This is a genomic window from Bacillus sp. TH50, from assembly GCF_016650565.1.
Taxonomy (GTDB): domain Bacteria; phylum Bacillota; class Bacilli; order Bacillales; family Bacillaceae_G; genus Bacillus_A; species Bacillus_A mycoides.
In genome coordinates, this window is record NZ_JAEKFM010000003.1 from 1,729,389 (window position 1) to 1,749,304 (window position 19,916).

The 19,916-nt window shown below is 36.0% G+C and carries 28 protein-coding genes and 2 pseudogenes; 11 read left to right on the plus strand and 19 right to left on the minus strand.

Features of this window, described 5'->3' with window-relative positions; all coding sequences use genetic code 11:
- Window positions 1-6: 6 nt before the first annotated feature.
- Window positions 7-495: an acetyl-CoA carboxylase biotin carboxyl carrier protein gene (accB, locus tag JFU23_RS08890; RefSeq protein ID WP_002067078.1), complete on the minus strand. Its 489-nt coding sequence runs from the start codon at window positions 493-495 to the stop codon at window positions 7-9.
- A gap of 469 nt (window positions 496-964) precedes the next feature.
- On the opposite strand from accB, the gene JFU23_RS08895 reads away from it, so the two are divergent.
- On the plus strand, window positions 965-1,162 hold the full coding sequence (locus JFU23_RS08895; RefSeq protein ID WP_012261697.1) for a hypothetical protein: 198 nt from the start codon (window positions 965-967) through the stop codon (window positions 1,160-1,162).
- Between the two features lie 58 nt (window positions 1,163-1,220).
- Here the strand turns inward: JFU23_RS08895 and JFU23_RS08900 are convergent, their stop codons facing one another.
- Genes JFU23_RS08900 through JFU23_RS08940 form a run of 9 tightly spaced genes read right to left on the minus strand, consistent with a single transcriptional unit; the run spans window position 1,221 to window position 6,742 of the window.
- Complete coding sequence (locus JFU23_RS08900) at window positions 1,221-1,877, minus strand: SpoIIIAH-like family protein (protein ID WP_002015062.1); 657 nt, start codon at window positions 1,875-1,877, stop codon at window positions 1,221-1,223.
- Window positions 1,878-1,892: 15 nt separating this feature from the next.
- The gene (gene spoIIIAG, locus JFU23_RS08905; RefSeq protein WP_002088572.1) at window positions 1,893-2,555 is read right to left on the minus strand and encodes a stage III sporulation protein AG; all 663 of its coding nucleotides are present in this window, start codon (window positions 2,553-2,555) and stop codon (window positions 1,893-1,895) included.
- Window positions 2,545-3,177, minus strand: a complete 633-nt coding sequence (gene spoIIIAF, locus JFU23_RS08910) for a stage III sporulation protein AF (RefSeq protein ID WP_002015059.1) — start codon at window positions 3,175-3,177, stop codon at window positions 2,545-2,547. Before spoIIIAF ends, spoIIIAG begins: the two co-directional genes overlap by 11 nt.
- A 12-nt stretch (window positions 3,178-3,189) precedes the next feature.
- Window positions 3,190-4,362 (minus strand): stage III sporulation protein AE, encoded by a 1,173-nt coding sequence (spoIIIAE, locus tag JFU23_RS08915; protein ID WP_002067101.1) that lies wholly within the window; start codon window positions 4,360-4,362, stop codon window positions 3,190-3,192.
- Between the two features lie 10 nt (window positions 4,363-4,372).
- Window positions 4,373-4,756, minus strand: coding sequence for a stage III sporulation protein AD (gene spoIIIAD, locus JFU23_RS08920; protein WP_078172833.1), 384 nt, complete (start codon window positions 4,754-4,756; stop codon window positions 4,373-4,375).
- A gap of 23 nt (window positions 4,757-4,779) precedes the next feature.
- Complete coding sequence (spoIIIAC, locus tag JFU23_RS08925) at window positions 4,780-4,983, minus strand: stage III sporulation protein AC (RefSeq protein WP_000020914.1); 204 nt, start codon at window positions 4,981-4,983, stop codon at window positions 4,780-4,782.
- Window positions 4,984-4,997: 14 nt separating this feature from the next.
- Entirely contained in the window at window positions 4,998-5,513 is a 516-nt protein-coding gene (spoIIIAB, locus tag JFU23_RS08930) for a stage III sporulation protein SpoIIIAB (RefSeq protein ID WP_002088574.1), read from the minus strand.
- Window positions 5,507-6,433, minus strand: coding sequence for a stage III sporulation protein AA (spoIIIAA, locus tag JFU23_RS08935; RefSeq protein ID WP_002143102.1), 927 nt, complete (start codon window positions 6,431-6,433; stop codon window positions 5,507-5,509). The genes spoIIIAB and spoIIIAA overlap by 7 nt, the downstream gene beginning before the upstream one ends.
- A gap of 27 nt (window positions 6,434-6,460) precedes the next feature.
- Complete coding sequence (locus JFU23_RS08940) at window positions 6,461-6,742, minus strand: YqhV family protein (RefSeq protein WP_000816054.1); 282 nt, start codon at window positions 6,740-6,742, stop codon at window positions 6,461-6,463.
- Window positions 6,743-6,920: 178 nt separating this feature from the next.
- Here JFU23_RS08940 and JFU23_RS08945 point away from each other — a divergent pair, with 178 nt between their 5' ends.
- From JFU23_RS08945 to JFU23_RS08955, 3 genes and pseudogenes are all read left to right on the plus strand, one after another.
- Entirely contained in the window at window positions 6,921-7,502 is a 582-nt protein-coding gene (locus JFU23_RS08945) for a GNAT family N-acetyltransferase (protein ID WP_201031768.1), read from the plus strand.
- Complete coding sequence (locus JFU23_RS08950; RefSeq protein ID WP_201032297.1) at window positions 7,483-7,659, plus strand: hypothetical protein; 177 nt, start codon at window positions 7,483-7,485, stop codon at window positions 7,657-7,659. The genes JFU23_RS08945 and JFU23_RS08950 overlap by 20 nt, the downstream gene beginning before the upstream one ends.
- 355 nt (window positions 7,660-8,014) lie before the next feature.
- Window positions 8,015-8,215 (plus strand): annotated as a pseudogene (locus tag JFU23_RS08955) (hypothetical protein); the annotation flags it as partial.
- A gap of 104 nt (window positions 8,216-8,319) precedes the next feature.
- Here JFU23_RS08955 and efp read toward each other — a convergent pair.
- Genes efp through JFU23_RS08975 form a run of 4 tightly spaced genes read right to left on the minus strand, consistent with a single transcriptional unit; the run spans window position 8,320 to window position 10,946 of the window.
- Window positions 8,320-8,877 carry an elongation factor P gene (gene efp / locus JFU23_RS08960; protein WP_201031770.1) on the minus strand — a complete coding sequence of 186 codons (558 nt, stop codon included), beginning with the start codon at window positions 8,875-8,877 and terminating at the stop codon, window positions 8,320-8,322.
- A 21-nt stretch (window positions 8,878-8,898) separates the two neighbouring features.
- Window positions 8,899-9,960, minus strand: coding sequence for a Xaa-Pro dipeptidase (gene pepQ, locus JFU23_RS08965; RefSeq protein WP_201031771.1), 1,062 nt, complete (start codon window positions 9,958-9,960; stop codon window positions 8,899-8,901).
- Between the two features lie 4 nt (window positions 9,961-9,964).
- Window positions 9,965-10,405, minus strand: coding sequence for a type II 3-dehydroquinate dehydratase (gene aroQ / locus JFU23_RS08970; RefSeq protein ID WP_201031772.1), 441 nt, complete (start codon window positions 10,403-10,405; stop codon window positions 9,965-9,967).
- Between the two features lie 55 nt (window positions 10,406-10,460).
- Entirely contained in the window at window positions 10,461-10,946 is a 486-nt protein-coding gene (locus JFU23_RS08975) for a YqhR family membrane protein (RefSeq protein ID WP_002015048.1), read from the minus strand.
- A gap of 244 nt (window positions 10,947-11,190) precedes the next feature.
- Here JFU23_RS08975 and JFU23_RS08980 point away from each other — a divergent pair, with 244 nt between their 5' ends.
- Window positions 11,191-12,111 carry a DUF1385 domain-containing protein gene (locus JFU23_RS08980; RefSeq protein WP_061689630.1) on the plus strand — a complete coding sequence of 307 codons (921 nt, stop codon included), beginning with the start codon at window positions 11,191-11,193 and terminating at the stop codon, window positions 12,109-12,111.
- Window positions 12,112-12,190: 79 nt separating this feature from the next.
- Window positions 12,191-12,592 carry an SA1362 family protein gene (locus tag JFU23_RS08985; RefSeq protein WP_002015046.1) on the plus strand — a complete coding sequence of 134 codons (402 nt, stop codon included), beginning with the start codon at window positions 12,191-12,193 and terminating at the stop codon, window positions 12,590-12,592.
- Window positions 12,593-12,672: 80 nt separating this feature from the next.
- Here the strand turns inward: JFU23_RS08985 and JFU23_RS08990 are convergent, their stop codons facing one another.
- The 3 genes from JFU23_RS08990 to splB form a co-directional block, all read right to left on the minus strand.
- The gene (locus JFU23_RS08990) at window positions 12,673-13,320 is read right to left on the minus strand and encodes an HAD family hydrolase (RefSeq protein ID WP_002111771.1); all 648 of its coding nucleotides are present in this window, start codon (window positions 13,318-13,320) and stop codon (window positions 12,673-12,675) included.
- Window positions 13,321-13,373: 53 nt separating this feature from the next.
- Window positions 13,374-13,802 (minus strand): transcriptional regulator MntR, encoded by a 429-nt coding sequence (mntR, locus tag JFU23_RS08995; protein ID WP_201031773.1) that lies wholly within the window; start codon window positions 13,800-13,802, stop codon window positions 13,374-13,376.
- Window positions 13,803-13,935: 133 nt separating this feature from the next.
- Window positions 13,936-14,961, minus strand: a complete 1,026-nt coding sequence (gene splB, locus JFU23_RS09000) for a spore photoproduct lyase (RefSeq protein ID WP_002015042.1) — start codon at window positions 14,959-14,961, stop codon at window positions 13,936-13,938.
- A 156-nt stretch (window positions 14,962-15,117) separates the two neighbouring features.
- Here splB and JFU23_RS09005 point away from each other — a divergent pair, with 156 nt between their 5' ends.
- The 4 genes and pseudogenes from JFU23_RS09005 to JFU23_RS09020 all read left to right on the plus strand — a co-directional run bounded on the left by JFU23_RS09005 (window position 15,118) and on the right by JFU23_RS09020 (window position 17,843).
- Window positions 15,118-15,435, plus strand: a complete 318-nt coding sequence (locus JFU23_RS09005; RefSeq protein ID WP_000556081.1) for a PadR family transcriptional regulator — start codon at window positions 15,118-15,120, stop codon at window positions 15,433-15,435.
- 5 nt (window positions 15,436-15,440) lie between these two features.
- Window positions 15,441-16,127 carry a DUF1129 family protein gene (locus tag JFU23_RS09010; protein ID WP_201031774.1) on the plus strand — a complete coding sequence of 229 codons (687 nt, stop codon included), beginning with the start codon at window positions 15,441-15,443 and terminating at the stop codon, window positions 16,125-16,127.
- A 7-nt stretch (window positions 16,128-16,134) separates the two neighbouring features.
- A pseudogene (locus tag JFU23_RS09015) lies at window positions 16,135-16,803 on the plus strand (DUF1048 domain-containing protein).
- A 200-nt stretch (window positions 16,804-17,003) separates the two neighbouring features.
- A complete protein-coding gene (locus JFU23_RS09020) occupies window positions 17,004-17,843 on the plus strand; it encodes a hypothetical protein (RefSeq protein ID WP_201031775.1) in 840 nt (279 codons plus the stop codon).
- A gap of 28 nt (window positions 17,844-17,871) precedes the next feature.
- Here the strand turns inward: JFU23_RS09020 and JFU23_RS09025 are convergent, their stop codons facing one another.
- Complete coding sequence (locus tag JFU23_RS09025; protein ID WP_201031776.1) at window positions 17,872-18,708, minus strand: lipoate--protein ligase family protein; 837 nt, start codon at window positions 18,706-18,708, stop codon at window positions 17,872-17,874.
- A gap of 169 nt (window positions 18,709-18,877) precedes the next feature.
- Between JFU23_RS09025 and JFU23_RS09030 the strand changes: the two genes are divergently transcribed.
- Window positions 18,878-19,261 (plus strand): rhodanese-like domain-containing protein, encoded by a 384-nt coding sequence (locus JFU23_RS09030; protein ID WP_002034000.1) that lies wholly within the window; start codon window positions 18,878-18,880, stop codon window positions 19,259-19,261.
- A gap of 35 nt (window positions 19,262-19,296) precedes the next feature.
- Here JFU23_RS09030 and JFU23_RS09035 read toward each other — a convergent pair whose 3' ends face one another.
- Window positions 19,297-19,833 carry a hypothetical protein gene (locus tag JFU23_RS09035; RefSeq protein WP_016100627.1) on the minus strand — a complete coding sequence of 179 codons (537 nt, stop codon included), beginning with the start codon at window positions 19,831-19,833 and terminating at the stop codon, window positions 19,297-19,299.
- Window positions 19,834-19,916: the final 83 nt, after the last annotated feature.

The window sequence follows — 19,916 nt, forward strand, 5'->3', positions numbered from 1 at the left end:
CCCTTATTACGCTTTTACAAGAAATAGCGGTTGTCCATACTCAACAAGCTGTCCGTTATTAACAAGAATTTCAACAATTTCGCCCTCTACATCTGCGTCAATTTCGTTAAATAATTTCATAGCTTCAACAATACATACGATAGAATCTTTCGATACTCTGTCCCCAACACTTACATATTGAGGTGTATCAGGCGAAGAAGAGGAATAAAATGTCCCTACCATCGGTGATGTGATTTTATGTAGGTTTTCATCTTGAACAACTTTCTTCTCTTCTTGTTTTTGCACTTCTACTTGCGCTGCCGCTACTGTTGTTTCTACTTCAACAGATGCTGCTGGTTGTACTACCTGTTTCGTTACCGGTGCTTGCACAGCAACAACTTCATTACCACGTTTTTTCATTTTGATTGCTGTACCGTCTTTTTTGTATTCAAATTCATCAATATTAGAGCTATCAATTAATTTAATTAATTCACGAACTTCTTGAATTTTAAACATGTAAAATCCACTCCCATACTCTTGTTTGTCCCGTTTTTACAGATTGGCATCAAACTGATTTACTGTAAAAATACGATGTATTCTATTAGAAAATTTATTCCTATGACATTTACTAATAGAAATATTTACTATTCCCATCTTACGCTAAATTTTTTAAACATTCCAATTTATATTTCTTTATTATAAATCGAAACTCCTGTAAAAATATTATTCCACCAAAAAATTATTACCTAGTAATAATACCAAGTTTCACACAAAATTGGCAAGACCACTTCCTAAAAAACATTCTTTACTTTTTCAAAACTGCAAAGTGTAAAAACGTAATTCCCTCAGCATTCTTCATTTTATCTACGGTAAAAAAACATATTTTTACCAAATATTTTTTTTGTTTACGCGCCGTTCATTCTTCCTTCATAAAAGAATAGTATGTTCAAAGTGTAGCAAATTTATTGTAGTGAGGTGCGGACATATGATATGGCTCATCCTGTTCTTGCCTGCCGTAGTGATTTGGACATTGGTCCTCTTCATTCACGTCAAATCTGGAAAAACTAATCACCATCATCACGAACCATTAATCTTTTACTCACAGCGTATTTCCCCGTTTCCAATTGAAAATACTAAATACAACTGCAAAGATGAAATAGAAAAAAGCTATCGAAAACGATAGCTTTTTTCTATTATTCTTTTATCTAATTTGAAGCAGCAACACCTATTATAATTTCAATTTATTTTACTGATGGATCAAATTTCACACCTACATCTTTTGAACCACCTTCACTTCTTACGAGCTGAATAATTTTATTCGCTTCTTTTTGTGAATGCTTTGCCGATTTAACTGTTACTTTAATGTCTGTTCCATCAGCTCTTACAAGAGCATCCTTATATCCGCCTTGAGATTTAATCACTGTCTCAAGTAATTGTTGCTTCGTTTCCATCGTAGTGATTGCATCAAGATTATCTTTCGCTTTACTCTTTTCTTCTGCTGAAGATTTTGATGACTTCATTACATTTTGTAACTTTTCTTTCTCTACACTACGCTGATCTTCCATTTGCATACGAAGCGCTGTAAAATTCTCATCGCTTGATTGAACTGTTACGCTAGCCTCTTTTTTACTTGTTTCTTTTTTGTCATTCTCTTTCTTGTCTGTTTCTTTATTTGTAGTTTCCTTGCTTGTATTTTCTTTTGTTGTCTCTTTATTGGTAGTTTCTTTCGTTGTTTCTTTTGTAACTGCTTTATCAACACCTTGCTTTTCTTGTCCCATCTTTTCACCCGTTGCCGGTGCTGCTGTATTCATTTTATCAGGAGTTGTTACGTAATAAACAGATAGTACAACCACTAAACTTAACATCGTTAATAGCCAAACCGTTTGTTTTTTTAACACTTTATTTCCTCCCTATCAATTTTTCGGTGATACTGAAACGCGATGAGCTGGTACATCTAATAATCGCGTCACAGCTTCTTTTACCATTGCTTTTATTTGTATATTATCCACTCCCTTTGCTACGACCAGAACACCTCGTACTTTCGGTTTCTCTGTTCGCAAAACAATTGGAGTTTCTTTATCACCTTCACGTATAATGACTGTCTTTTCATCAAGAGACTCGTCTTCTACTTCCCTTTTCCCGCCTGCTTTATCAGTTTCACCTGTCGTTTGTGAACGTTTTACTGTATTTTTCTCGAGTATTTTTTCTTCAGATGAATCTAAGTTCACTTTAATAGTTACATCTTTTACTCCGGCTATCTCTTCTAAAGAAGCTTTCAATTCTTGTTCATACGCTTTTTCGTATTTTTCTACATTTGACATATTATCATTGTTTTTTTGACCGAAAGTTGGTACATCTTTATCTTGGCTTTGACTTGTCTTTTCTTTAAACACAGGCACTTCTTCTTTTTTAGGTGATAAGAAATTACTAGAAAACATAAGCGCAATCCCAAGTATGAGTAGGACAAGCAAAAACTTAGGTGTTACCTTTTTCCCCTTCTCATTACTTTCTTTTCCATCCCCATTTAATAGGTTTCGAAAAAATGAGAACCTCGAATTTTTATCTTTATTGTCCATTTACGCTACCTGTCCTCCCTTCCATCTGAACTTGGATTTGTTTATCCTCTAGTTGCCACCTGCTTGAAAAGAAATCTTTCATTTCTACATTCGTTTCTTCTATTTTTTTTGGAGGTTCTTTCATATTAATTTCAATTGGCTTTACTGTTTCGATTGCATCATTTTTACTACGTTCTTTTTCTTTCAACGTCACAACAACAGATTGAATATCTTTCGCTGACTTTACTTCTTCTGCATGTTCCACTGCGACTATTTGTATTTCAGAGACTGTCATACCATACTTTTTCTCAAACTCTTTTCCTACGTCTTTTTTCATTTTGGTAGCCATCTCTTCTAAACTATATGCACGTGTTAGAGCTTGTATTTCTTTTTTCTTCGAATCTATCGAATTTTTTACAGATCCATCTGCTACGTACTTTTCCTCATTGAAATTTGCGATAACTTCATTTACATCTGTTTGTAACAACTTAAATAGAGGCGTTAAAATTAATACGACTAACAATAGACTTACAACGAATTTAACGTACTTTTGCAAATTTGAATTTGGAAGAATAAGATGAAGCATTGTCGCTAAGAGTAAAAAAACGATAATATTTCTAATCCACTCTGTAACAAATTGCATACTCTTCACCTCCTACCGCATCATGAGAGTAATGTTCCCGGCAGCAATAATAATTGTGATACTTAAAAAGAACATAAATGATACGATAGCTAAGCAAGCAAATACGTAAATGATACTTCGTCCAATGATATCTAAACATTGAATAATTGCTCCTCCGCCTACTGGTTGCAATACTGCTGCTGCGAATTTATAAATAAACGCGATACAAAAAATTTGAATCGCTGGGAAAGCGACAATTAAGCATAAAATAACGAGCCCGATAATTCCGACTGTGTTTTTTAATAATCCAGATGCACTAATAACAGTATCCGCCGCCTCAGTAAACATCCTTCCTACTACAGGAATGAAATTTCCTGTTACAAATTTAGCCGTTTTCACAGCTATACCATCAGCAACGGCTGACGCTGTTCCCTGTACAGATAATACGCCTAAAAAAACCGTCAAAAAGATACCAATAATCCCAACACTAACGTTTTGCAAAAGCTTGGACAATTTCGTAACTTTATATTGATCACTCATCGTGCTTACAATACTTAATATAGTTGCAAGTAATAAAAGTGGTAGAACGATATAGTTCATAAGAAGCCCACTCGTATTCATTAAGAAAATGATGATTGGATGAAAAAATGATACAGAAACAACACCGCCTCCTGTTGCTACGAGTGCAAGTAAAATTGGTAATAACGCTAGTATAAAATCTACCATTGTTTGTATCGTCTCTCTTGCATATGTCATAACGACATAAAAACTATTTAAAGCGAAAATAATAAGTACCATGTATACGACTGCATCAGCGATTTTACTCACGCTACTCTTTGAAAAAGCAGATTGCAACGATTGCAACAATGCACTGAAAATCGTGAGCATAATGAGCGTTCCAAGTAACTTTCCATTTGCAACAAGCTCATGAAATAAATATTTTAGTAGACCTATCATCCACTCTTTTATGGAGAACTCTTTTTCTCCCTTTACAAACTCCATAAAGCTTCCTTTTTGACTCTCTGGTAAATAGCCTCCATACTTTGTAACAAGCCCGTCCCAAAATTGCTTCACATCTTCAATTCCGAGCTTATCCAATTGTTGATCAACGACGTTTGTTTCTATAGGAGAAGCTTGTACAACAATCGGTAAAGAAAAGAAAAGGAAGCAAGCAAATAATAGCTTAGCTCCAAACTTCCTCAACATTCACTCCCCCTTATCCTGTAGGTAAAAAACCGAGAATTGTTTCAATTACAACCGTCAAAATAGGAATTGCCATGACGAGAATTAAGATTTTCCCAGCTAATTCAATTTTCGAAGCGATTGCACCTTGACCAGCATCCTTTGTAATTTGCGCACCAAACTCAGCGATATAAGCAATCCCTATAATTTTCAATAACGTTTCTACATATACGTTGCTAACCTTCGCTTCACTCGCCACTCTCTCAATCATTTGTAAAATAGAATGAATTTGATCGATTAAGAGAAGAAACATCATGCTACCAATGAACACAATAAATAACGATGTAATACTAGACTTATGCTGATTTAAAACAGCAGCTAAAAATGTAGCAACGAGGCCTAATCCGACAATTTGTATAATTTCGATTCGAACCGCCTCCTTTACTGGAAGAGAAAGACACTTTTAATCTTGTCGAATAGAGTATTAATTAAAAATGCAACATGAAACAAAATAACGACAAAACCGACAAGGATAACCCAATTTGCAATATCCTCTCGCTTTAATTCTTTTAGTACAGTATGAATGAAAGCTAAAACAATGCCGATTCCGGCGATTTGAAATATTAATCCAACATCAATGGACATCGCCTTTCTCCCCCCTATAGCAGTAAAATTACGATAAGTAGCCCTGCTAGTACCCCTAAACTCTTTATCATTTTTTCATATTGTAGTTGTAATGCTTTCGCTTCTCCTTCTTCTCTCTCCAAATGTGTAATACATAAGCGAATATGTTTTTGCTGTGATTCACGATCATGTTGTCCAAGTGTTTCACCAAATTGTTGTAAGATTTCATACTCGGTTTGTTTAAACGCCGTTAACGTCCAGTTCTCCTTCAAACTATCAATCCAAGCTTCTCTAACTGTTTGCTCCCCGTCCTCTAGCCGTTTCGAAAAACTTTGAAATATCCAATTTAACGGCTTCGGCATTTGTTTGACTAAACGCTCTGCAGCCTCAGATAACGGCGTGTGTCCATACATAATTTCAGCTTCTAATGATTGCAATGCTGCCTTCAATAACCTAAGTTGCCGTGGTCTTTCACTGTACCTTTTAGCGTATGAAAATCCGAAAAAAGTGCTAACAGCAACTATTAATACCGCACCAAATATTTTCACCATACGCCTTGAACCTTTCTATGGGATAATACTGGTTTTCCATCTCTATCTTTCACTTGCATAACTGTTCCTGGCCCTCTCGCTTTTGATAATTCCACAAACCTATCAAATACACCAAGTTCCAGCACCGCCTGTAACGATGGACGTTTCACAACGTCATCATAAGAAAATCCATGTGCACTTATAAAAAGCTGAACACCTGCATGTACCGCCTCCATAATCGCTTCACTATCTTCTTTACGTCCAATTTCATCTACGATTAAGATGTCTGGGCTCATAGAACGAATCATCATCATCATTCCTTCAGCTTTTGGACAAGCGTCTAATACATCTACTCGCACGCCAAAGTCATATTGCGGGATTCCTTTCACACAACCCGCAATTTCTGATCGTTCATCAACAATCCCCACTTTACATGAAGGAATTTTCGAAGCACTTACACCTTGACTCATACAGCGTGCTACATCTCTTAAAAGTGTTGTTTTCCCCGTTTGCGGTGGGCCAATTACCATCGTGTTTAACCATCGCGATTCATAAAGATATGGCAGAAGCGGCTCAGCAATCCCTATTTTTTGACGGGCAATACGAATATTAAAAGAAGAGACATCCCGAATCATTTTCACTGCACTTTTTTCTGTAATGACTTTTCCAGCTAGGCCAATTCTATGTCCTCCTCGTAGTGTCACATATCCACGTTTCAATTCCTCTTCCATCGTATAAATTGAGAATTGGCTTAATTTATTCAATAAATGGATCGCATCTTCCGCTGTAGCGATATAGTCATAGAAAAACACTTCTCCATGTGCGATACACTCTAGTGGCCTTCCAATTCGAACGCGAATTTCCTCTAGAGTATCGTATTGTTTACAGCCTTCAACTAACTGTCTCATCGCTTTCGGTAAAACTTCTAATACTTCTTTCATAAGCTTCTCCCCACTATACTCGACTTACTATTTCAACAACGCGATAAAAATGCAGCCAATTCCAAGCGCTAGAAAAAAGAGTTTCAAGAAAGAAATCTCACTTGCTACACTCGCTATGCCAATTGTCATTGTTAAAATTAATACGGTCGGTCCAACAAACGCCAACATACCATTTATAAACAATGCTTTCTTCGCATCATTCACGTAAAGCATAAGCAAAGCGGCGAATATTTCCGCGCTTCCTGAAAACAACCGAAGTAACCCCATAACAAGCACGGATGTTTCCATTGCCGCTAGCCACTGTTTCATTCTCCCACCTTCTCCCATAACAGTTACTACTTCCTTATTCTGAAAAAGAATATATTTGTACAACCATATGCAGAGGTTGTCTATTTCAGAAGTAAAAACATAATTTTTCTCTATCGACTTTATTGAAATCTGAATATTCTCATTAATTTATGGTATATTTAATAGAAAAGGAGCATAGATGATGAAGGAAGTTACTTTATTACCACTCGATTTACGATATGCAAATGTGATTTTTGAGCTATCAAGTAATCCACATGTAAAAAATGCATTAGGGATAAAAGTAGAATCAGTGGAAGATACAAAGGCATTCATTCTTTTTACAATTGGAGAGGAACGAAAAAAACACTCCTTATCAAGAGTGATTGTAAGTGAGGAAAATGAAATAATTGGCCTCACGACACTTAAACATATTAATTACGAACAAAAGCACTCACATATTGGAAGTTGGCTCGGCTATCAATATTGGGGAAGAGGATATAACGAAGCTGCTAAAAAAGAGATTTTAAAAATCTCTTTTTTAGACTTGCAACTTACATACGTATTTGCCGGTGCTAAAACGATTAACATTCGCTCTTTAAAAGCACAAGAGAAACTACCTTACATTTCATTACATGCGGAAAAACAATTTCCAGACGTACACGCTGCTTTGGAGAAAGAAGTAAAATCACCTTGCGTACTGCATGTTGTATCATACGAAAAATTTTCAAATTGGTTGGAAGTACGAAATGAGGGGGAAAAATATGAAGGGATTGAAAATTAGTTTAACAATTGTAGTAGAGTTAGCTATTATTTATCTTTTTTCCAAAATGGTCGGCTGGTCATTTATGGAGAGCTTTTTCCTTGGCAGTCTAGCAATATTTGCAATTACAGAATTTATGATGCGGGAAAGCCCACGCAGGACTTTAGTCCGTATTTAGACGTGGGATGAAAGCATCGTTTTTGCATAGCAAAACATGGTATACTTTATTTATAGTCATGCAAAAGACTCTAAAACGACTGTTCTCTGAAAACAGAATACATATGAGGTTGGGGTAGCAAATTCTTCTACTCCGTAAAATGTATTAAGTCGTCATGCAAAAGACGTAAAAACATTTGAGAACCAACAATCTGTACGGTATGGTCACAGTACCGTAGCCCACGAACCTATATGGTCTGTTGTGGGAGTGGTGATGGCACACCGCAATCTTGCACGTCAGCGATACCAGAAATGGACTTCGCCTTTGGTAGCAAGAATCCCACTGACGTTAGTCAGCTTGCCCCTTTAGGGGTGGGAGTGTCAAGTGGTTAATTATTATGAGTAACTTTAAAAATAACAATATGGATCATGCAACGAATAAAACTTTTACCGGTGTTGAAACTGGTGAAATACGACCATTTCAAATTGTTTTGACTCCATATATTATGGGTACCCTTTCACTCGTCACAGTTAGTTTTGTTATAACCACAATTTATTATCTTCCCTATTTCCTATAAAGTGAAACTATAATCAGTGGGGGAGTTGTTCATCCCCCACTGATTATTAGCCCGCAAATAACGGGATAAAAAAAGCACTCGTGATAATCACGAGTGCTTTTCTACTATGCACGAGAAACGTATTTACCTTCACCAGTGTTGATGATAAGCATTTCGCCTTCGTTAATGAAGATTGGTACTTGTACAACAAGACCAGTTTCTAATTTAGCTGGTTTTGTTACGTTAGAAGCTGTGTCACCTTTAATACCAGGCTCTGTTTCTGCCACTGTTAATTCAACTGTGTTCGGAAGTTCAACACCAAGTACTTCATCTTGGTATGTCATAATAGATACTCCCATGTTTTCTTTTAAGAATTTTAATTCGCGCTCGATTTGGTTTTCGCCAAGTTCGATTTGCTCATAAGTTTCGTTATCCATAAATACGTGAGACTCACCGCTCGCGTATAAGTATTGCATACGACGGTTTTCGATGTGTGCTTTTTCTACTTTTTCACCTGCACGGAATGTTTTCTCTTGAACAGATCCTGTGCGAAGGTTACGTAGTTTAGAGCGAACGAATGCAGCACCTTTACCTGGCTTTACGTGTTGGAAATCCATTACTTGCCAAAGGGCATTGTCCACTGAAATTGTTAAACCTGTACGAAAATCGTTTACTGAAATCATGTAAAAAAATCCTCCTGTGTATTACAAAATAATAAGTTCTTTTGGTGATTTCGTTATTACTTCATTACCTTCACTTGTTACAATGATATCATCTTCGATACGTACCCCGCCAACACCTGGAATATAAATACCTGGTTCTACTGTTACAGCCATACCTGGTTCAAGTACTGTATCAGAACGGAACGCTAAACCTGGTGCTTCATGGATTTCAAGACCGATTCCATGACCAGTAGAGTGTCCGAAGTATTCACCATATCCTTTTTCCGTTATGTAATCACGCGTTAATGCATCAGCCTCACGACCCGTTAAACCAGCTTTAATACCGTTCACACCACGTAGTTGTGCTTCTAAAACGATATTATAAATTTCTTTTAATTTATCAGATGGTTCACCGACTGCAATCGTACGAGTAATATCAGAGCAATATCCTTTGTAATAAGCACCGAAGTCTAATGTGACGAAATCTCCTTTTTCTATCACTTTTTCAGATGCCACGCCGTGCGGTAATGCCGAACGAAGACCTGAAGCAACGATAATATCAAACGAAGAAGATGTTGCTCCTTGTTTTCTCATGAAAAATTCAAGTTCATTTGACACTTCAATTTCAGATACTCCCGAGCGAATGAATGATAGAATATGCTCAAAGGCAGCATCTGCAATCTGTGCAGCTTCCTTTAATATCTTAATCTCTGAATCAGTCTTTATCAAGCGTAACTTTTCTACAAGCCCAGAAGTTGGGATGAATTCAGCTTCGATCGCTTCATTATGCGTTACGTAAGAGCTATATGTAAGAGTATCTTGCTCAAATCCTAGCTTTTGAATTCCAAGTTCTTTAACTTGTTTCGCAACTTCATCAAGAATTAATCCTGCATGCTGCACTATTTCGTATCCAACCGCTTGCTTACTAGCTTGCTCTACATAACGGAAATCTGTAATAAATAGAGCACGCTCTTTTGAAATCAGTACAACACCAGCTGTTCCTGTGAAATTCGCCATATATCTACGGCTATGTTCATTCGTTAATACGATACCGTCAATACCAGCCTCATCAAACGCACTTCTTAATCTCTCGATCTTTTCCATTACTTTATGCCTCCCTCAATTTCTCCATTAATGCAAATAGCGCTAGCTTATAGCCATAAAAACCAAATCCAACAATTTGTCCCGCACAAACAGCCGCTGTCACAGATTCATGACGAAACGACTCACGCTGATGAATGTTAGAAATATGTACTTCAATAACTGGAATCGACACACTTGCGATAGCATCCCGAATCGCGTAGCTATAATGCGTAAATGCTCCAGGATTTAAAATGATCCCTTCATATATATCTTCAGCCTCATGAAGACGATCGATAATAGCACCTTCATGATTCGATTGGAAACATTCTAACTCCACTCCCATTTTCTCTGCTTCGTGTTTCATATCTGTTTCAAGCGTCGCTAACGTTCCTTTTCCGTATACATTTACTTCCCTAACGCCAAGGCGATTTAGGTTAGGACCATTTACGAGGAGTAACTTTTTCATTTTCTTAAAACTCCTTAATATTAAAAAATGTCTATACGACATTTTAACATAGGAATCACTTATTTGAATAGTTTGTCTTCTCGACCCCTTCTCCTCTATTTGTATTATTCGATTCGAATGCTACAGAATACGAAATAAAAACACCATATAATATAAAGATACATATTGTCGTTACAATTGTTTCTTTCGGTAAATGGAGTGCACTTTTAATAACAGGTGCCATTAGCCCCATCCCCAAAAATAATAATGCCCACCAAAACAAACCGTATAGTACGCCAGGGAATACTCCTTCAAACTTTTTAAAAAGGGCTTTATAGAGAAATGCCACTAAAATTGAAAGAAGTCCCATACAAACGATACCTAGTACATTTCCCCAAACCCCTTCTTTCCAATCTCCAAATGCAAACGGTAAAAGTAAATAGTTAGGTCCAGCTTCTGTAAATGAGAATATATGAAGGAAATACCATATACCTCCCCAAAATAAGCCACCAAATAAACCAATTTGTACAAAGTTTCTTATTGTTGATTGTTCTTGATTCACATTGACACCTCCGCTCACTAGTATGCCCGAAACTATTTTGAGGCATGTTTAAATCCTGCAAAATTTGTCTATAAAAAGAATAAGAAATGTCCGACTCTCGTAACATTTTCCCTTGTCATCTGCCTGTATTTGTCGATAAAATAAAGGAAACTCGGTGATTGTCTTATTTCAAGATGACAAAACCAAGTATGACAATTGCCTCTTTTTCTACATAAGAGAGAAACAAATACAGGTTGGTGTTAACATGGCAGAAGAGTCAAAACAAATATATGGCGGGCAGGCAGTCATAGAAGGAGTTATGTTTGGCGGTAGAGAATATACTGTTACAGCGGTTCGTCGTAAAGATAAATCGATTGAATTTTATCGTTTACCACGCGTTCGTAATAAAGCATTATCTCTACTAAAGAAAATTCCATTTTTACGAGGTATTGCCGCTATTGTGGATGCAAGTGCGAATGGAGCGAAACATTTAAACTTTGCTTCAGAACGATTTGATGTCCACCCAGAAGAAGATGAACAACTTGCAAATAAAAAAGAAGAACAATCAAAATTAACGATGGTATTAGGAGTTGCAGCAGTTGGCGTTTTATCGTTCATATTTGGTAAAGTAATTTTCACAGCAGTTCCTGCACTTTTAGCTGAATTAACGAGACCGATTTTCCCATCTCATACAGGGCAAATCATTGTCGAAAGTGTCATTAAGCTCATGCTATTATTGAGCTATATATACTTCATTTCTTTAACCCCACTTATTAAGCGGGTATTTCAGTACCACGGTGCGGAACATAAAGTAATCAATGCTTATGAGAATAATCTTCCACTGACTATAGAAAATGTTCAAAAGCAAACTCGCCTCCATTATCGCTGTGGCAGTAGCTTCATTATATTTACAGTCATTATTGGAATGTTTGTCTATTTCCTCGTCCCTACAGATCCGCTTTGGGCAAGGGTAGTAAACCGAATTTTATTAATTCCAGTTGTTCTCGGTATTTCTTTTGAAGTATTACAATTTACCAATCGATTACGAGATGTCCCTGTTTTACGAGTACTTGGATATCCAGGATTATGGCTGCAACTATTAACAACGAAAGAACCAACAGATGATCAAGCGGAAGTTGCAATCGCATCGTTTGAAGAATTATTACGTTTAGAAAACAAACAATAATTATTTAAAAATGGTGTTCAACTCCTTTCCTCATCGTTAATATACTAATTTTAATATATGTTTTTAGGAGGTGTCCCTTATGAACGGTCGTTCGTTTACATTCGCTATATTTGTGCTTATTATCGGATTGGCAATATTCGGCCTTGTTTCATCTGTTATTACAAATCCAATGGAAGTATTGAAAAACATTGGTATCATGTTAGCTGTCGTCGGTATCTTTTACTTACTCTACAAAATGTTTACAAACTCTAGTGGTTCTGCAAATTCGCAAAGCTCATATAAGCGTGCAGCGAAACAATCGAACCGCAAACACGGGAAACAAAATGTAGCACCCCTAAGCAATTCTTTCTTGAAACGAAATGCTTCTGATGACAAGGGGAAAAAGGGTAATTCTCCATCGTTGAAAAGAAAAAGAAAACAATCTCATTTAACTGTCATTGAAGGTAAAAAAAACAAAAAGAAAGACCGTGCTTCCTTTTAGGAAATACGGTCTTTTTTTATCCCGGTTGGTGCGGGGCTAATAATCAGTGGAAGATGCGAAAAACCCTACTGATTAAAGTTTCACTTTATATGTTGAAGCACTTCTTTCAAACTTTTCTCTTTCATACTTTCGATACGAAGGTGATGGTTTTCAAATTGCAAATTTCTTGTCACATCATTAGGTACGACGACACACTTTAATCCTGCTGCCACCGCTGCTTTCAATCCATTTAATGAATCTTCAAATACAACAGCTTCTGATGGTTCAATTCCTAATTCTTCTATCGTAACTTTATAAAGAGCTGGATCTGGTTTTACCTTCTCTACATCTTCTCGCGTTTTAATCACTTCAAAATAATCTCTAATTTGTAGCTCTTCTAAAAAACGAACGACCCACTCCCTAGATGAACTAGAGGCCAATGCGATTTTCAATCCAAGTTCTTTCGCTTCTTCTAAATATTCTTTTACCCCGTCACGCGCTTTTGGTATTTTCATTTTCTCTTTATGTAAAGTTGTTACTTTTCCCTTTAATGCATGCTCGTTAAATTTTTCTTTTAATTGCTCTTTTAAATATGCATAAAGCACTTCATCTGTCGTTCCAATACATTTTGCAAATTCCTCTAAAGGTAACTCACCGCCGTATTCACGAACAGCATCTCTGAAAGAGTGAAACCATATTGTTTCTGTGTCCACAATTAATCCATCAAAATCAAAAATAATTGCTTTCATTATTCTCCCGTCCTTTTCGATTGAAATAAAAAAGGAAACGCCACACGTTCCCCTTAATTACTTTTCTCTTCATTTGCTTTTTGAACACCACGAAGTGTTTTTACTCGAACTTCATCTTGTTCAAAGAATTGTACTAAATCACCGATACGGTCAATTGATTCCCAACTTAAATGATGTTCAATTCCTTCTACATCATTATAAATTTTGCTTTCATCCACACCGATAATGCGCATAAACTGTTCTAACAATTCATGACGATATACGAGACGTTCTCCGATTTTTTTACCTTTTGATGTTAATACAAGCCCTCTATATTTTTCATAAATTAGATATTCGTCTTTGTCTAATTTTTGTACCATTTTTGTTACAGAGGATGGATGTACACTAAGCGCTTCAGCAATATCAGATACACGGGCATAACCCTTTTCATCAATCAACAAATAAATTTGTTCAATATAATCTTCCATACTAGGGGTAGGCATCGGTTTCCTCCATCCAATTTCATTTTGCTTATTCCGTACGAAGCAATCAATAAAATGATACACCAGAAAGAATAACGTGACAAGGTGGAAACGAGCCTAAATATATAAAACAAAAAAAGAATCCAGATTCCCCTTATGTAAAATATTGAATTTCTGCATCGGGAAAATACTCATATATATAACCTCGTATTGTTTCTTCTAATACTTCCACATCATCCTTTTGATATACATATTTCCCAATACCGTATCGTCCCCATTTATATTTCCGCTTCTCTTCATCCATTTCAAGTTTCGTATTCGGATAACGTTCTTGAATGACTTTTTTGGCTGGTTTCGTAAAACGATGTTGAATTAATTCGAACGTTAAATTTGGTATCGTCATGTCTTTTAACGCATTGTACAATCGTTCAAACAATTCACGGTACCCTTCTTCCCACCCTTCATGCATATAAATTGGCGCAACAATAAAACCAAGAGGATAATTAGCCCCCGCTACTTTACGAGCAGCCTCAATTCGCTCTTCAAATGGCGATGTCCCTGGTTCAAAGTTTTTAATAACATAACGTGAATTAATACTAAATCGAAAACGCGTTTTCCCATTATGCTTTGCATCTAATAAATGATCAACATGCGAATATTTCGTAACGAAACGCAAACGTCCATGTTCACTTTCTCCGATAAACTCTATCGCCCGTTTTAATGCATGTGTCAAATGATCAATTCCAACGATGTCTGATGTACACGCCGCTTCAAATCTTGTTATTTCAGGGGCCCTTTCATCCATATATTGCTTTGCCTTCTCAAAGATTTCATCTAGATTCACATACACCCTTACGTAAGGTTTACTCCCAAGTGTCGTTTGCAAATAACAATAATGACAATGTCCCATACACCCTGTTGCAAGCGGAATTGCATATTCAGCTGAAGGTTTTGATGTATCGAACTTTAACGTCTTCCTCACCCCAACGACAAGTGTTGCTTTTGCATTACGATACTTTTGCAATTCATTTTCCCCTGGAAAATTTCTAATTTGATTGTGTGATGTCGTTTCACGGATTTCTAATCCCATCTTCGTAAACTTCTCATAAAGCTCTTTTCCAAGCGGATATTCGAGTGCCCTCGGTTCAAAGTAAACGAGTTTTGGCATAAATGGTTTCATGTGCTTCCCTCCTCTCATTAGTATGGGAATCACATGAAAATTAACACAGATTAAAGTTTTCCACTTCAGTAACTTGCGTTGCAAGTTACTGAATGTTATAATTTGGATAACAGCTACCTTGCAATGCAAGTTACCTGGATAAAAGGTGGTGAAATCATGCACAGCCAAATGTTAAAAGGTGTACTAGAAGGTTGCATTCTATATATCATTTCACAAGAAGAAGTGTACGGATATGAACTAAGTACAAAATTAAATAAACACGGCTTTACATTCGTAAGTGAAGGAAGCATCTATCCTTTATTGTTACGTATGCAAAAAGAGAAACTTATTGAAGGTACATTAAAGGCTTCCTCTCTTGGACCGAAACGAAAATATTATCACGTAACTGATAAGGGATTAGAACAACTTGAAGAATTTAAAAAAAGTTGGGGAATGGTTTCAACGACGGTAAATAACTTATTACAAGGGGAGTGATGGGGATGAAGGCGAAAGATTTAATCGAATTAAATAATCAAAAGCGTAAATTATTAAATGCAGAAAATGAAACCACCTATAGTGACATGTTAATATACATCCGCCTAGCTAAAGTGCCAGAGTACCAAGCAGAAGAACTGCTAATTGAAATTCTTGATCACCTTATTGAAGCTCAACAAAAAGAAAAAAGTGCTTATGATATTTTTGGTGACGACTTACAGGCGTACTGTGACGAGCTAATTGCTGCTCTACCGAAGCAAAGTTTATGGGAACAATTATCGATTCCTTTATTTATAACTAGTTACTTGTTAGCAATATACTTTGCTATTTCTTCCGTAATTGCATTGGTATTTCCCTTATTTTCAAATGAAGCACGTTTTAAATTTGTACACATTGATTTCATTTATCTGCTCGCATTTATCTTGTCCGTACATCTTATGATACGTTTTGTTTTCGATTTTATTAACACTGATTTATTTAAAAACACAACAACTATTTGGAGGCATATAGGAAGTTTTTTAATACGCCATAGCCTATGGATACTATTAATCGGTATTTCCTTTTTATTTATAAAAAAGCCCTATACTACTTTGCAAATCTCACCTTGGATTGGCGCTTTACTTGCCATCTCTTGCTATGCACTATATAAACTTTTCTTCAAAAAAGAATACTTAGAATTTAAAAAGGAGTAACGAGGTTATGACCGAAAAAGAAATGGTTAAGTTAAACAATGAAAAAAGAAAATTATTAACACCTGAAAACGAAGCTGCTTATGGTGATATGCTTATTTATTTACGCTTTACTAGCTTTCCGCAAAAGCAAATGGAAGAACTGCTATTAGAAATATTAGACCATCTTTTAGAAGCACAAGAAGATGATAAAAATGCTCATGATATTTTCGGAGAAGATTTAAAAGCTTACTGTGATGAATTAATTAATTCTTCAGAACATCAAAATCTTTTCCAACAAGCCGCCGTTATTGGGTTTGCAGTTAGTTTATTGTTAGCTATTCAAATTGGATACGATACATTTACTACTCTTATGCAAAAACTATTTACAGATACAAATCACTTAGGAATTCCATTTAGTATTCCCGGAACAATATTATCTGCTATCGTTTTAACAATTGGTTCTTTCATAACTTTTTCGTTATTCAGACGTTTTTCTTTTACAATACTAGTATCTTGGCACCAAAAAGTACTCCTCATACTATCAGCGTTCATACCTTTTGTCTTATCAATCTTTTCAAACGTATTTTTTAAAACACAGCCGTACTTATTTTATAATTTGTCTATTTAGCAAGGTGCTCTTGTTACACTTTCTTTTTATATTCTGTACAAATTTTTATATAAAACATCTAAATTTTAACAGCCTTTCAAACGGCTGTTTTTCTTCTGTCTAATTTTACAAATTGAAAAATTTCATAAAGAAAATAAGAAAAATGCAAAATAATTAAAGTTAATTGTTGACGTGATGCTTTTATTATCGGTATCATAAATCTTCGTGAGCAATTATTTTTCGTTATACGATTTTTTTATTATTACTGAATTTTTGAGAGGAGAAATTAGATGTCAGTTAAGAAGAAAACGCAAGTACGCACCGGCAAAATGGTACGTGAACTAATGTTAGCAGACGAAGATGTAAATGCTTCGCTAATTATGGTATATAGTGAAAACGGTGTAAACGCAGAAATTAAAATCGAGGGCTTAACGCCAAAATGTAACGAAGAATTATTTTTGAGCGGAAACGTGGATTGGAACAAGAGTGTTATTTATAAAATTGTTGATTTCACTGGGAACGCTGAGGTTGGTAAAGTTACATTAACAGCGATGAACAAAAACAATGTTTCTCTAGAAGTTGAACGCGTTATGTGGAGCAAAGAAAATAAAGAAGCTGCTGAGCAAGAAGAAACAGTTGTAGAAGCTACTCCGAAAAAAGAAGTAGTTGTAGAAGCTCCAAAAGCAGTTATACCTGCTCCAAAGCCTATTACGCGAGTAGAAACACCTGCTGCGCCTAAACCTACTCCGGTACCAACGCCGAAGTCAGTAAGTGTTGAAGCAGCTATAGAACTATCTACTCCAGCACCTGTGAAAAAAGCAGTACCTACTCCAGTTACAAAGCAAGAGACAGCACCGGTTACTCCTGTAAAACCGAAGCAACCTGCTTTGACTGAAACAAATACAAAACTACAAGAAAATTATGTTAAACTTGTGAAAAAGACAATTGAAGTTTGTCAAGATTACGAGCTTGGCATCGACATAGATGATTCTATTGAAGGATTAAAAAAAGAGCTACAAAGCCAAGGTATTAGCGTTACATTCGACAAAGAAATTATGGACGTTGTAAATCGCCTTCGTTCTTTACAAGATAAAGGAATCAAAGTAGAAAAAGTACTTAATTTACTATAAAAATAAGGAGATGGCGGTCGCCATCTCCTTATTTTTTATAATTCCATTCATTACTTTCATACTTCTCTTTTGCTAAAGTTTGAACTTCATGAAGCTGTTCTTCTGTTAGTTCATACGGCACAAGCTCTATATCTAAACCTTTTTCAAATCCAGTTTCAAACGCTTTAATTAACTGTTCAATCGTAAATGTGCGGTCTGTTAATTCATTAATCGCTACCGCTTTAGAAGAAAACATGTTTTTCATACGCTCTTTTACTCGCTCATTTTGGAATAAAAATAGGTCATACAACTCATCTAAATCTATTTCTAACGGAATAGAACCGTGTTGTAAGATAACACCTTTTTGACGTGTTTGAGCACTACCCGCGATTTTTCTTCCTTCAACTACAATCTCATACCAAGATGGCGCATCAAAACATACTCCTGAACGCGGATTTTTTAAATTCTCACGATCCGCTTCTGTTTTCGGAACTGCATAATACGCTTCTAATCCTAATGCCTTAAAACCGTCCAATAAGCCTTGCGAAATAATTCGGTATGCTTCTGTAACTGTTTTTGGCATATTCGGATGATCTTCAGACACAATAACACTGTACGTTAATTCTTTGTCATGTAGTACACCCCTGCCGCCTGTTTGACGACGAACGAATCCATATTTTTTTTCGTTAACTACATCCATATTTATATCTTTTTCAACACGCTGGAAATACCCGACTGTTAATGTTGGTACTTCCCATTCGTAAAAACGAATTGTTGGTGGCATTTTCTTTTCACTTTGCCAATTTAATAAACATTCATCTAACGCCATATTAAATGCTGGTGAACATTGACCAGAGTTAATATAACACCATTTTTCTTTTCCCATCCTGCACCTCATATAACCAATTATTTTTCACATTCTCTAGTCTACCAAATTCGACAAAATTTGTGAAAGAATACGAAATTTCTTCTTATATACAAATGAATCTGTTGCATAAATACATACGGGCATTATAATATTGAAAGTAGGATAAGAAAAAAGGAGCGATAGAATCGTGTCAACAAACTTGATTATTATACTAGCCGCAATTGCAGCATTCATCGGCTACACTGTATGGATGTATTTCTATCAGAAAAAATTAATTAAAACACTTTCAGAAGAAGAATTTCGCGCTGGCTACCGTAAAGCACAGCTTATCGATATTCGCGAAGCGGATGAATTTAACGCGGGACATATTTTAGGTGCGCGTAACATTCCATTATCACAAATTCGCCTTCGCCACAAAGAACTTCGCCAAGATCAACCGGTTTATTTATATTGCCAAAGCGGATTCCGTACAGGTCGTGCAGCTCAATACTTAAAGAAACAAGGCTACACAGATTTCTACCAATTAAAAGGTGGATTTAAATCTTGGTCAGGCAAAATTAAAAAGAAATAACATACAAAAACTAGCTGCACGATACAGCTAGTTTTTTATTCCATATTGTTCGCAATGTACAGTAGATTTTGTTTAATCACATCTTCATCTTTCTCATCTACATTACGATATAATAGCTGATATTCAATCCCCTTCTCTTTCCATATAAGCGTAGCAAATTCGTCCCCTCGCTCGTAATCATCCTTATTTTTAAAATAAGCAGGTGCTCCATTATTCAATTTCATTTGTTCTTGAAATCGATTCTCTTCTACGAGGTATGGAAAACTGTAAGAAAAGTTGGCCACTGTTAATTCTATATAATCGTGCCTTCCTTTCTCTTGTTGCTTATATTTAATCGTTAAGACAGCATTCTTCTTTCCCATCGTTCTTACCTCTCCCTGCACATCACTCGTAATGTCATAAGGTAAAAACGTTGGAACTTTAAACTTTGCCGGAAAATATTTTGGAAGTTCCTTTAGCGGAATCGGATCAGTAACACGGTCCTTAGCCCCTCCTGTTGTTCCTACAAATGTTTTTTCTTCTTGCATCGTTTGCTGAAATGAACATGAGCTAAGTATTACACTAGAAAACACGAAACAAATGATTCCTTTTTTCAATTTGTTTCCGCCCTTTCATACCGCTCTCTTAACGAGTGAAGCGTTTATACTCTCTACTA